This is a genomic window from Adlercreutzia faecimuris (assembly GCF_022669055.1).
Taxonomy (GTDB): domain Bacteria; phylum Actinomycetota; class Coriobacteriia; order Coriobacteriales; family Eggerthellaceae; genus Enterorhabdus; species Enterorhabdus faecimuris.
The window spans coordinates 375004-387789 of the sequence record NZ_JAJMLW010000003.1 but is presented as its reverse complement, the minus strand read 5'-3'; the positions used below and the strand labels follow the sequence as shown (position 1 = coordinate 387789).

Genomic DNA, 12786 nt, shown 5'->3' with positions numbered 1-12786 from the left:
GTGACCGAGCGGCCTTTCCCGGCCGTGACCAGCGCCTTACGGAATAGTAATCCGCCGCGGCGCAGGGCCGAGACGCGCCCGGGCCGCAGCTCAGGGCCGAGACGCGCCCGGGCCGAGCGCAGGGCCGCGGGGCCAGGGGCCGAGCGCAGGGCCGCGGGGCCAGGGGCGCCTCTCATCCGATCGGCCAAGAAGATGGGGAAGGGGCGCGCTCTGGGCTTGCCGCCCTCCCGCCGAAGGCCCCGCCGCCCCTTCGTGCCCGCACCTGCGTCTCCGCCTGCCAGGCGCGCCGGGCTGCCGGGCGCGCCTACACCACCAGCTTGGGGAAGCTGAGGGCGAACCGCGCCCCGCCCGCGTCTGCGTTGGAGGCCCGCAGGGTGCCGCCCTGCGCCGACACGAGCGCCTGGGCCAGCGCGAGCCCGATGCCGAACCCGCCGGAAGTGCGCAGGCCGCCGGCCCCCAACGCCTCGCCGACGTCGGAGGCGCGCCCGCGGTAGAAGCGCTCGAAGACGTGCGGCAGGTCCTCAGGCGCGATGCCGGGGCCCGTGTCGCTCACCACGATGGACGTCACCAGCGCGTCGGCGCTCACCCGCACGCGCACCTCGCCACCCGGCGGCGTGTGCTCCATGCAGTTCTTCACGATGTTCTCCACGGCCTCTGCGGTCCAGCGCGCGTCGCCGTCGAAGGTCGCGTCCTCGTCCAGATCCAGCACGAGCGCCACGTCATGCAGGTCCATCGCCGTGGCCAGGGGCTCAACGGCACGCCGCGCCACCGCGGCCGCCGACACGGGGCGCGCCGAGAGCGGCATGGCCCCGGCGTCCACCTTCGCTATCTTGAGCAGCGTGGTCACGAGCCACGCGATGCGGTCGAGCAACGCCTCCAGCTCGCAGACGGCCCGCTTGCGCCGCACCGGGTCATCGGCCGCCTCAATGCCGGGCAGCATGAGCCCCACCGCCGTGAGCGGCGTGCGTATCTGGTGGGACACATCGGCCAGCGCGTCGGCCAAGGCCGTCTTCTCGCAGGCCAGAAGCTCACTCGTCCGCGCAAGGCGCGCCACCATCTTCCCCAGCTCGTTGGTGAGCACGGCCACGTCACCCTCGCGGCAGGAGGAGAATCCCACGCTGCGTCCGCCATGGAGCACCTCGTCGATCTCAGCCGTGAGGCGGTGTATCTGACGATGGCGTGACCATGACACCGCCAGGAAGAAGACGAGGGCCACAACGCCCGACACCGCGCACCACGTCGCCGCGCCCGACCCGGCCGAGACTTGTGCCGCCACGACCACCAGGGCCATGGCCAGGGCCAAGAGGGCGCTCTGGCGAAACAGCGTCGCCGCCGACCCCATGCTAGTCCCCCACCTTGTAGCCCAAGCCCCGCGCCGTCACGACGATGGCCGGATCGGCCGGGTCGTCCTCGATCTTCTCGCGCAGGCGGCGGATGTAGACGTTGATGGAGTTGTCGGACACGTACTCGCCGGCGCTGTCCCAGATGGCGTCGCGCAAGTTCTCGCGCGTGACGAGGCGTCCCTTGCTCTGGAGCAGGTAGAGCAGCAGCTTGTACTCGAGCGCCGAGAGGAACACCTCGCGCCCGCCCTTCGTCACTGTGGCCGAGGACGCGTCCAGCCGCACGTCACCGGCAGCGAGCACGCTGTCGGCCCCGCCCGAGCGCCTGAGCGCCGCGCGGATGCGCGAGAGCAGCTCGCGGGCGCGAAACGGCTTGGCGACATAGTCGACGGCGCCCATGTCGAGACCCGCCACGGTGGAGAACTCGTCGTCAGAGGCGGTGAGGAAGATGACCGGCATGGAGGGGTGCGCCTCGCGCGCGGCCGCGCACACGGCGAACCCGTTGCCCTGGGCCAGCGTCACGTCCAGGAGGGCCAGGTCGAAGGCCGTCTCGGCCAGCGTGGCCACCGCGTCGTCCTGGCGGCCGACGGCGCGGACGCGGTAGCCCTCGCCCTCCAGCAGGCCGCAGAGCGTCGAGACGATCATCGGGTCGTCCTCGACCAGCAGCACGTCCATGGGTTCCTCCTCACGCGCGGGGCGCCCGTCGGCGCCTGAGAATCCTGCAGGAGATTATACCGTCGCCGCCCTCGTCCGCCCACGCGCCCCGCATTACGGAAGCGTAAGGCGCGCGACGGACGCGGACACGGGAGGGCGGGCGCGAGGAGCGGGGCGGCGAGCGGGTGCAGGGGCCAGGCACGAGACAGACGGGGCGGGCGCGAGGGGCGAGCGGGCGCGTTGGACCCGCGGACACGAGGGGCGAGCGGGCGTGGGGCGCGAGGGGCGCGAGGGGCGGGGCCATGGGCGCGAACGGTCAGGCGCCGCGCGCGGGCGCAAGGCGGGAGGCGGTGGTCAGAAAACGCCGATCTCACATACGCACAGCCCCGTTTTCGCGCAGTGCCTCTTCCGCGTCCTCCGTTTCCCCAGGTCAACGCAACGCCATCATTCCTCTTAGACGTTCCTCCCCGTCAACGTGGTGTGAGATCGGCGTTTTCTGCCCAGCCGAATGTGAGATCGGCACTTTCTGACCAGCATCGTGGGCGGAAACGCGCGATCTCACACCACCGGCCCCCCACAGCCCCTCGCGATCCCGCGAGTTGTGGGCTCCTCGTAGGCTTTCACGCCTGTGGTCCCCCGAGAACCGCGCGAGAGCCTACAATCTTCGCCCGATCTGAGCGAGGTGTAAACGCCATGAGACTCGTGCTCTACGGACCGTCAGCCTACCGATTCTGGATCCACGCCGTCCGCGCGCCGCGCCCCGGCCCCCTCTCCGACGAGCGCGTGCTCGCCGACGCTGCCCCCACCACGCGCGCCATGGCCTACCTACGCCAAGCGCTCCCCTTTCTCACGGCCCCCGTCCACCTCCTCACCGCTCGCGACTCACGCCGTCTCGGCGCCGACGCCATCGTCCACCGCTCCTCACGGGCTTACCCGGACGGATCGTTCCTGCAGGCGGGCAACGGCATCTACGTCCCCTGCCCCGCGCTCACCGCCGCGCAGGTGGCCGGAGGCGTTGACGATCTGCTGCTCGCACGGGCCCTCTGCCTGCTGCTCGGCACCGGCGCCGTCGCCCCCGACGAGCGCTATGGCCATCGGCGGCGAGATGCCCCGGCCAACCGGGAGTCGCTCGCCTCCTACCTGGCCGCATGCCCCGGAGTGCCGGGCGGAAACCGCGTGGGCCGCCTCCTGCCGCACCTCGTCGAGGGCGTCGCGTCGCCCGCGGAGGCGGATCTGGCGCTCGCGCTGTGCCTCCCCTACCACCTGGGCGGCTACCACCTCAGGCACCCGGTCGCCAACCACCCCATCGCCCTCAGCCCCCAAGGGCGGGCCATCGCGGGGCAGCCCGTCGCCGTCGTCGACCTCTGCTGGCCAGAGCACGGCCTCATCGTCGAGTACGACTCCGACCTCACCCACCTCAACCCCGAGCAGCATGCCCGCGACGCCTCCCGCCGCGCTGCCCTGGCTCACGACGGCTACCACGTCATGACCATCACCCGCGAGCACCTCTACGGCCCGCGAACCCTCGATCCGGTGGCCCAGACGGTGGCGCGGCTCGACGGCGCGCGCCTTCGACCCCGCTCCCCGCGCTGGCCCGAACGCCACGCCGCCCTCCGCCGGCTCCCCCGCGGCTACGACCTGGCAGACGAGGCCTGGGAGTAGCAACGCGCAGGCGAAGGCGAGGCGACTAGGCGCCGTGGCGAGCGCGCCGGACGACGACCGGCCGAGCGGCGGAAGCGGCGACGCATGAGGGTGACGCCAGAGCGGCGGGCAGCCGAGGGGGGGGGCACGCCACCGGAAGAGGCGCCGCGGCAGGGCACCGGACGCAAGCGGGACCAGGTCGTCGGCCCAGCCGCAGACGGGATGAGCCTGGCCTGCGCGAGGATCGGCGTGCCGTGCTGCCGGCCGGCTGTCGGCTAAGACCGGCCAAGCGCAAGCAGGTCGGGCGCCTGCACGCTCGATCCCCGCGCAGGCCAGGGCACGACCGGCGCGAACGCCGGAACCGGGGCACGCGAGGCCGGCATCCACACGGAGCCGGGGGCTCGCCTGGCGCGAGGAGACCAGGCGGACGAGCCGCGGGCGGGGCGGGCCGAGACGAGGCCGGCGGCAGACGCGACGACGGACAAGCGCGTGGCGCCCGCAGCCAACCGCCTCACGGCGACGCTCGCCCCGCTGGCGAAGGCCGCGCCCTTCGCGGCAACGCCAAGCGCACGCGGTGTCGCTGCGAAGGGCAGGCCCCGCGCGCCAGCCGTCCCTGGGGTGCTCGAACGCTGCGCGAGGGGGCGAAAAGGCGCGCCAAGCCACGATGCCGGACGATGGACGAAAGCCGATGCGCTCCAAAGCGAAACACGGACTTCGCAGGAGGGCAGCCGATGGTCAGAAAATGCCGATCTCACTTGCGAAACGTCGCCTTTCGACGGCCCTTTGAGTGCTTCGCCTGCATTTCCCCAGTTCAAGAGCATGCGCATTCTCCGTTGGCGGTCCATGCGCCTTCGATTAGAGGTGAAATCGGCACTTTCTGACCACCTGAATGTGAGAACGGCGTTCTCTGACCAAAAACGTGGTCGGAAAGCGACGATCTCACAGCGCGGGGAGCGAAGACGCGGCCGTCAGGCGGGGCGGGACGAAGCCGCCGAGCGAGGAGGGGCGAAGCGAGGCCGCGAGGCCGCCGGGCGGGGCGAGAAAGCAGGGACCGTCAGGCGAGGCGAGCGCAGGGCGAGGGAGCGGGGATCGCCAGGCGGGGCGAGCGCGAAGGGCGAGGAGGAGGGCGAGGGGCGGAGCCGGATGCGGCAAGCGGGCATGAGCGCCAGACGCGCGGGGGCGGGCGCGTCGCACGGGGCGGAAGGCGCGCTGGCAAGCACGAGGTCGTCGGAGGCGGGGCGCGAGGGCGGACGCGGGCTCGGGCCCGGGCCCGAATGCTCGTGAGACGAGCCCGCCCGCAGGCGCAAGACGGGCGGCCCCACGAGCGCGGAGGACGAGGCCGCAAAGCCGCCGGGCGGGGCGAGCGCGGGACGAGGCCGCGAGGCCGCCGGGCGGGGGGGCGCGAAGGGGCGGCAGCCGCGGGCGGGGCCCCTCTCCCGGCCACCGCCCCCGCGCAGGCGCTCAGGCGAGGCGGGCCAGGGCCTCCTCGAGGGCGGGCAGGTCGGCGGACTCGTAGCGGTAGGAGACCGTCTGGGGTTCGGCCGGGGCGGCGGGGTCGGGCTGCTCCACGCGGACGAAGATGAGATCCACCGCGGCGTAGCCGGCCGCGAGCGCCGCGTAGGCGTAGCAGGCGGCCTGGAGCGCGTGCTTGGCGCGCAGGGCCTCCGGCGCCTCGTCGGGAGCGCCACCCGTCTTGTAGTCGACGACGAGCGCCTCACCCGCCGGCGCGGAGAAGGGGCTGTCGGCGGCCAGCAGGTCCACCTCGCCCCAGAGCGTCACGGCGCCGAGCGGCGCGGAGAAGGGCAGCTCGGCCGCCCGGCAGGCGCGCTCGCGGACGCGCTCGCGCAGGGCGCTGCCGAGCCAGCGCTCAAGAGCGGCGACCAGGCGCGCCTCGTCGGCGACGCCGTGGGCACGGGCCTGGGCGCCCACGGCCGCGCGGGCCGCGTCGGCCCCGCGCAGGGCATCCAGCTGGGCCAGCCGGTGGAAGGCGCTGCCGAACGCGGTGGCCTTGTTGGCGTCGGCCGCGGGACGCGCGGGCGCCTCGAAGCCGGCCGCGGGGGGCGCGGCGAGATTCGCGAGGACGTCGGCCGCCAAGGGGCCCGGGGAATCACCGGCCCCGGCGCCCTCCGCCAAGGGGCCCGCAAGGCCATCGGCACCGGGCGCGTCCGCAGACGACGCGAGGGGACCCGCCGCGGCGTCGGCATCGGCGGCCGCATCGACAAGGGCCGCGGGCGTCGGCGTCCCGGGATGCGCCGCGGCGCCGACGCCCGCCAGCTCGGCGGCCACGCGGAGGGCGTCGGAGGCCTCGGCCAGGGCGCTGTAGGAGGTCAGACCGTCGTCGGGCCGTCCGTTGACGCGGCGCGGCTGCCGCGCGACCGACGCGAGGGCCGGGTACGCGATGGTCGCGGCCTCCGCATCCGACGCCCGATCCCCGCAGCGCGCGTCCTCCGCATTCGGCGCGTCCCCTGCGCCCCGCACCTCATCCGCGCAGCGCGCGCCCTCCGCATCCGGCACCCCCTCCGCGCCTCGTGCGCCCCACGCGCTCTTCGCGCCCTCTGCGCCCTCTGCGCCCTGCGCGCCTTCCGCGTCCTTCTCGTCCTGCGCCCCCTCCGCGGCTGCCATGAGCGCGTCGGCGTCCACGTAGGCGTAGGCCAGCGGCTCGCTGCCGCCGTAGTCGACCGCGCCGTCCTCGGACGGGAACGGCTCGGTGCCGAAGAGGGCCGCGCGCAGGTCCTCCTGCACGGGCTCGAGGGAGGCGCCGTCCTTCGTCAGGCGGGCGCGGCACGACACGAGCAGCGCCTCGCTCGCCCGCGTGGCCGCCACGTAGAAGAGCCTCCGGCGCTCGAGCACCGCCTCCTCCTCGGCTGCCGCGACCAGGGCCGTGCGGTAGAACGCCGGGGTGGGCGCGCCGGCCACCGGCTCCCAGGAGGCCGCCCCCGCGCCGGGGAACAGCCCGTCGCGCTCCTCCTCGAACAGGCCCGCGTAGGTCTGGGCCGGGTTCCCCTTCGCGCGCGGCGCGGCGCCCTCGCCCGGCTCGAGCGAGGCGGCCACGCGCCCGCCGGCCACCAGCATCCGCAGATCGCCGGCCCGCTCGCCGCCGTCGTAGCAGTCCGTGACCGCCACCAGCGAGAACTCCAGGCCCTTGGAGCTGTGGGCCGTCATGATGCGCACCGACCCCGCCGCATCGCCCACGAGCGCGCCCATCTTCTCCTTGGCGCCCATGCGCTCGGCGAAGGCGCGCGCCGCCCGGGCCATGTCCAGGCCGCGGCGGCCCTCCAGGTCCTCCACGATGGCGACGGCCTTCAGCAGGTTGGCCGCCCGGGCCTCGCCGTCGGCCCCCTCGCCGGCCAGGCGGTTGAGCAGCCCCGACTCGACCAGCACCTGGCGCAGCACCCGCGAGGGGCGCCGCCTCCCCACGGCGCGCCAGGCCCGCTGCATCACCGCGCAGGCGAAGGCGAGGCGCTCCCCCGCCCCCTCCGGCGTGCGGGGGAACGCCTTGCGGCCGATGGAGCAGCGCCGGGGCAGGGCCGCCGGGCTCTCCTGCTCCTCGGAGAACAGGGTGCCCAGCTCCATGAGGTCGTCCGCGCCCAGGCGGAAGAGGTCGCCCGAGAGCACGGCGAAGAGCGCCTCGGTGTCCTCCGGCTGGGCGAGCGCGCGCAGGAGGCAGCTCGTCAGCTGGGCCTCGGCGGTGCCGTAGAAGCCCGAGCCGCCGGTCATCACGCAGGAGAGCCCCTCGGCCCGCAGGGCGTCGGCGTAGACGGCGGCGTGGCGCGTCGTGCCCATGAGCAGCACCATGTCGCCTGGGCGATGCCCCGCGTCGCGCAGCCCGGCGAACCAGCGCGCGATGCCGGCGGCCTCCGCGGCCCGGGCGCCGTCGCTGTTAGCCCCCACGTGCTTGGAGGAGGACTGGGTGTAGCCCACCACCTGCAGGGCGATGCGCGGGCCGGCGCCCCGGTAGTGGCGCCCGCGGGCCACGAGCGACGCCTCGTCGCGGCCGGCCTCCAGGTCGAGGAAGTCCTCGACGAAGAAGCCGGGCTGGCCGCAGACGCGCCGCACGAAGGCGAGCACGTCGCCGTGGCTGCGGAAGTTGCGGTCGAGCGACAGGCAGGCGGCCCCCACCTCGGGCGACGCCATGGCCCGCTTGTGCCCCAGGTAGACCCCCACGTCCGCCCCCTGGAACCGGTAGATGGACTGCTGGGAGTCGCCCACGGTGCACAGGTTGGCGCAGCCGGGGCGGCACAGGCGCTCGATGAGGTCGATCTGCAGCTGGTTGGTGTCCTGGAACTCGTCGACCATCACCAGCTGGAACCGCTCGCGCAGCTCCCCGGCGATGGAGGGGTGGTCGCGCAGGGCCGCCAGCGCCAGGCGCAGCAGGTCGGCCATGTCGATGGCGCCGGCGGCGGCCTTGGCGGCCGCGTACTCGGCATCCACCGCGCGCGCCAGATCCATGAGCTGGGCCGCCAGGCAGCCGCCCAGGCCCAGTCTCGCCTCCAGGGCCGCCTTGTCGATCGCCTGGTGCAGGCGCTTGATGTCGTCGGCCAGCTTGCCCCGGGCCCCCGGGCGGGCCAGGCCGCCGAGGACCTCGATGAGGCCGGCCCAGCCCTCCGGGTCGTCGGCGCCGGGGTCGGCCAGGTAGGCGGCCAGGGCCTCGCAGGCCGGCTCCACCGCGGCCAGGGCCTTCTCCGTGAGCGGCAGCGCCGCCACCTCGCCGTAGGCCGCCGCCAGCTCGCGGGCCACGTCCCCCGGCGTGCGGGCGCCCACAGGCCCCCACGAGAAGGCGCCCAGCCCCTCGGTGAGCGACTCGGCGCGCTTGAGCACCGCCGTCGCCAGCGACTCCATGGTCACGGCGCGCTTGCCGTCCGACGGCGGGAACGAGCGGGCCAGGTCCGCCCAGGGCACCGCCCCCGCCTCCTCGGCGCGCTCGAGCACGGCCCCGTAGGCCCGCCGGCGCAGCGCATCGGCCTCGCCCTCCTCCAGCTGGCGGAAGGCCGGGTCCATCCCCAGCTCCAAGGCGTGGGCGCGCAGGATGCGGCCGGCCATGCCGTGGATAGTCGATATCCACGCGGCATCCACCTGCAGGGCCGCGTCGAGCATCCCCTCGGCGCGCAGCACGGCGCGCACGCGGCTCTTGATCTCGGCGGCGGCCTTGTCGGTGAAGGTGATGGCGAGCACCCGGTCGATGCCGTCCACCGCCGGGCCGCTCTCGGGTGAGAGCGCGTAGGCGATGCGCTGCTGCAGCGTGAAGGTCTTGCCCGAGCCTGCGCCCGCGCACAGCAGCAGCGGGCCGTCCACCCGCTCGATGGAGGCCCGCTGGGCGGGCGTCAGGCTCATCGCGTCCAGGTTCATCTAGAGCCTCCTCTCGCAGGCCACGGCCGAGCACCACCGGCAGGCCTCCTTGTCCGACGGGGCGGGGCGCACGTCGCCCGCGGCCAGGGAGGCCAGGCGCCGGGCCACCTCCTCCTCGACGCGGTCCAGCAGCTCCGCGAACGACCCCACCGGCCCGTAGGGCACCCGCGAGCGCTCCGGATCCAGGCCGAGCACCGCCGCGGCGTCGAGGGAGCGGCCGTCGAAGGCGCCGGCTACCGCCTGGCGCAGCGGGTTGACGTAGAGCGCCGCCACCACGCGCACGCCCAGGAGCCGCTCGGCCACGCGGGCGTAGACGAGGGCCTGCGTCCGCCGCGGCAGCGCGAAGGCGCCGCCAGGCTCCTCGTCGCGCCCATGCAGGTGGTAGACCGGGCCGAGGGAGGTCTTGTAGTCGATGACCACCGCCCGCCCCTCGGCGTCCACGTCGATGCGGTCCACCGTGCCCGTCAGCCAATGGCCCGCGTAGGGCACGTCGCCGCCCCGGCCGTAGTCCCACTCGAGGTACGTCGGGACGAAGCCGGGCAGAAACGCCGCCTCGGCCGCCACGTAGCGCTCGAGCTTGGGGAGCAGCCCCGCGCGCAGGTCGCGCTCATGCCGGTCGAGGGGGACGTAGCGATGCCCCGGCTTGCGCAGCGCCTGGGACGCGCAGGCCTCGTCGAACACGGCGCCGAGCAGGGCGACGGCCCGGTCGCGGTTGGCCTCGGTCACGCGCGGCTCGCCCTCCTCGCGCAGGCGCAGGTAGAAGCTCTGGAGCATCTCGTGGACGAAGGTGCCGCGCTCCAGGGAGCCGAAGCCCTCGTCAGGCCCCTCAAGGGCCAGGCGGCGCTGGAGGAACCAGTGGTAGGGGCAGTCCAGGTAGCTCTCGATGGCCGAGGGCGACAGGTCGAGCCCCTCCCGCGTGACGCTGGCCGGCCCGCGGGGCAGCGTGATGAAGGGGGCGAGGGCCTCGCCGATGGCGCCGGTGGGCGGAAGGGGCGCCACCAGGCCCGCCGGCTGCTCGTCCGTCCCGCAGGCGCCGTAGACGAAGCGGCTCTCCGCCAAGGTGCGGGCGAAGGGCACGAGCGTCTCGGGGATGGCCAGGTCGCGATCCATGCCGGCGTCGGAGCGCAGGTCGGCGCGGTAGCAGTCGACGGCCTCCTCGAACAGCGTGGCCGGGTAGCGCGGCTCGGCGCCCACGGCGTTGAGCGCGCGCTCGAGCACCACCGCGGCCCGGGCCGCCTCCACCGCGTCGCGGAACCGGCGACGCTGGACGGCCAGCGCGTCGGCGGGGCGCGCGGCGCCCAGCTTGGCCAGCAGCGTGCGACGCGCCCCCTCCTCGGGCCGAACGGGGCGCTCGGCCGAGTTCAGGCCGCAGACCAAAAGCCCGTGGACCGCGCCGGGCGCCAGGCGCGCGGCGCGCTCGAGAGTGGTGAGGAGGATGACGGGGGGCGCGGGACGGCCGGCGGGCGCGGGGACGCGGCGCGGCAGCGTCGCGTCCGCAGGCGCGCCGGGCGCGGACGCGAGGACGTCCGGCGCGGCAGGGCCATCGGGCACATCGGCGCGGCGCGGGACGCCCGCCTCGTCGGGCGCGGGGGCGTCATCAGCACCCGCAAGCGCGGCGCCGTCGGGCGCGGGCGCCGGTTCGACGCGCAGCGACAGGGGCACGGCGCGACCGGACAGGAGCGCCATGAGACGGCTGAACGAGAGCCCCTCCGCCTCGGCCGCGGGGGCGGCGGCCAGCACGGGGGCCAGGGCCGCGGCAGCCGCGGCGCGCTCGCCCTCCCCCCGCGCGCGGGCCAGAAGCGCCGCGGCCAGGGCATCGACGCCCTGGGACAGGCGCCCGGCGGCCAGGGCGTCCACCGCGGGGGCCAGGGCCTCGGCATCGAGGGCGCCCAGGCCGGCGCAGACGGCCTCCGGGCTGGTCAGGCGGTCGCGGCGCCAGGCGCGGTCGGCCCCGAACGCCGCCCCGCACCACACGCCCGACGCCGCCCCCAGGGCCGCGTCCGCCGCGGCGTCGGCGGCGAGGCGCCCCTCGTCGGCGCCCAGGGCGTCGCCCAGGGCCAGCAGGAACCGCCCCGCCTCGGTGCGGCCCAGCGGCACCGAGGCCTCCAGGGCCACGGCCGCGCCCCCGGCCGCCAACTCGTCGGCGTAGTCGGCGAACAGCGCCTCGGGGTCGAGGGCCGCCACCGCCACGAGCGGCGCGCCCGGCGCCGCGACGCGCGCCACGCCCCGGGAATCCGCCGCGTCGCCCGGCGCCGCGATGCGCGCGGCCGGGCTGCCCGCCGACTCTCCCCCGACGCCGGCGGCGCCCCCCGCGCTCGCGACCCGATCGCCCGACGGCTCGCCCGCGGCGGCCGCGCCTCCCGACGACAGCCCCGCCAGGTCCCCGGCCGCGGCAGCGGCCTCTCGCGCCAGGGCCAGGGCCTCGTCGGCGATGAGGCGGCCCTCCACCGTGGCGCCCGTGGGGAACGCGCAGCGCAGGGCGCCGGCGGGCTCCACGGGATGGGCCGGGTCGGGCCGGTAGAGCGCGTCCAGCAGGGCCGCGAGCTCCGGCGCGCGCGGCGCGGGCCGCGCCGTCGCGCGCCCGTTCTCCACGCGCGTCGCGCCCAGCGCGTCCAGGAGCGCGGCCTGGGGACGGGACAGCTCGTCGGCCTCCATCCCCAGCACGATGACGGCCTCGGCAGCGCGCGCGGCGCCCGAAGCCCGCGTGTCGTCACCCGCGATCCCCCGCGCGGCGCCCGAAGCCCGCGCGCCCTCGGCCGCGACGGCAGCCGCCGGACCCAGGTCGCCAGGCCGCTTCCCGTCGGCAGCGCTGCGGGCCGCGGAGCACGGGGAGCCCGATCCCTCCGCATCGCCGCCGCGGAGCGCCCCGGCGGTCGCTCCGCCCAGGGCCTCCGCCAGCAGCGCGCAGGCCTCCGACGGCTCCGCCAGGCCGCGGGCCGCCAGCTCGTCGGCATAGCGCGCCGCGGCCGCGAGCAGGCGCTCCTCGTCGGGAGCCAGGCCCGGGCCGCGACGCTCCCCGTCCAGCAGGGCCGGCAGGTCCTCGGCCACGAGGTCGGCCAGCAGGGCCGGCAGGTCCTCGGCCACGAGGTCGGCCAGCAGGGCCACGCGCCCCGGCGTCGCCTCGCACCCGAGCGCCTCGTCGAGGACGGCGGCGGCCAGGACGAGCCGCTCCCCCTCGCCCGCCAGGCGCCGGCCGTCGCCCCAGAGCTCCCAGCGATCCGCGAGCCACAGCCCCCACGGCAGCGCCTCCACGCCGAGCGCGCCGCCGGCCGCCGCCAGGCGCCGGCGCACCGCCGCGGCCTGCTCGGCCGAGGCCGTCACCACGCAGGCCCGCAGGCCCGTCGCCGCGCCGGCCCGCGCCCGCGCCACGGCCGCCTCCAGCGCCTCGTCCGCGTTGCCCGCCGCCAGCACGCCGCCCGCGCCGGTCGCCGGCCCGCCGCCGGCCGAGCCAGCGCGCTCCGGCCCGCCCGCGCCGGCGGGCGCCGCGCCTACGTCGGCCGCAGGGCGCCCGGCCCCCGACGGCGCCGGCGCCTCACCCGCCGAGAACGAGGCGCGCCCCGCGCTCGCGTCGGCCGCGGGAACCCCCCGCATCGTCATCGTCCCGTTTTCCCCGATCTCTGCCACCATCGCCTCTTCCGCACCCAGGTTTTCGCTCCCGCTATTGTAGCCAAAGCCCGGCGCTTCCCCCGCCCGCGGCGCCCTCCGACAAAACGCGGCCGCAAATTGACCAGAATAGACGGCTTGACGACGAAGGAATCGGCCGGCAAGAACGCATGGGCAACGTTTCCCCAGGTCGCGCGTAGCC

Annotated in this window: 5 protein-coding genes; 1 reads left to right on the top strand and 4 read right to left on the bottom strand. The window is 76.0% G+C overall.

The window, feature by feature from the left end; all coding sequences use genetic code 11:
• Positions 1-304 precede the first annotated feature (304 nt).
• Together LPT13_RS09565 and LPT13_RS09560 are read right to left on the bottom strand one after the other, a co-directional pair.
• The gene (locus LPT13_RS09565) at positions 305-1342 is read right to left on the bottom strand and encodes a sensor histidine kinase (RefSeq protein WP_242166015.1); all 1038 of its coding nucleotides are present in this window, start codon (positions 1340-1342) and stop codon (positions 305-307) included.
• A 1-nt stretch (position 1343) separates the two neighbouring features.
• Complete coding sequence (locus LPT13_RS09560; protein WP_242166013.1) at positions 1344-2015, bottom strand: response regulator transcription factor; 672 nt, start codon at positions 2013-2015, stop codon at positions 1344-1346.
• A gap of 672 nt (positions 2016-2687) precedes the next feature.
• Between LPT13_RS09560 and LPT13_RS09555 the strand changes: the two genes are divergently transcribed.
• Positions 2688-3656, top strand: a complete 969-nt coding sequence (locus LPT13_RS09555) for an endonuclease domain-containing protein (protein ID WP_242166011.1) — start codon at positions 2688-2690, stop codon at positions 3654-3656.
• 1440 nt (positions 3657-5096) lie between these two features.
• Here LPT13_RS09555 and LPT13_RS09550 read toward each other — a convergent pair.
• Positions 5097-8981: a UvrD-helicase domain-containing protein gene (locus tag LPT13_RS09550; RefSeq protein ID WP_242166009.1), complete on the bottom strand. Its 3885-nt coding sequence runs from the start codon at positions 8979-8981 to the stop codon at positions 5097-5099.
• The gene (locus tag LPT13_RS09545) at positions 8982-12608 is read right to left on the bottom strand and encodes a PD-(D/E)XK nuclease family protein (protein WP_242166007.1); all 3627 of its coding nucleotides are present in this window, start codon (positions 12606-12608) and stop codon (positions 8982-8984) included. It lies immediately after the preceding gene.
• Positions 12609-12786: the final 178 nt, after the last annotated feature.

Coding starts and splice junctions, on each gene's coding strand:
- LPT13_RS09550 (WP_242166009.1), bottom strand. CDS start 8,981: ATGAACCTGGACGCGATGAGCCTGACGCCCGCCCAGCGGGCCTCCATC.
- LPT13_RS09545 (WP_242166007.1), bottom strand. CDS start 12,608: ATGGTGGCAGAGATCGGGGAAAACGGGACGATGACGATGCGGGGGGTT.
- LPT13_RS09565 (WP_242166015.1), bottom strand. CDS start 1,342: ATGGGGTCGGCGGCGACGCTGTTTCGCCAGAGCGCCCTCTTGGCCCTG.
- LPT13_RS09555 (WP_242166011.1), top strand. CDS start 2,688: ATGAGACTCGTGCTCTACGGACCGTCAGCCTACCGATTCTGGATCCAC.
- LPT13_RS09560 (WP_242166013.1), bottom strand. CDS start 2,015: ATGGACGTGCTGCTGGTCGAGGACGACCCGATGATCGTCTCGACGCTC.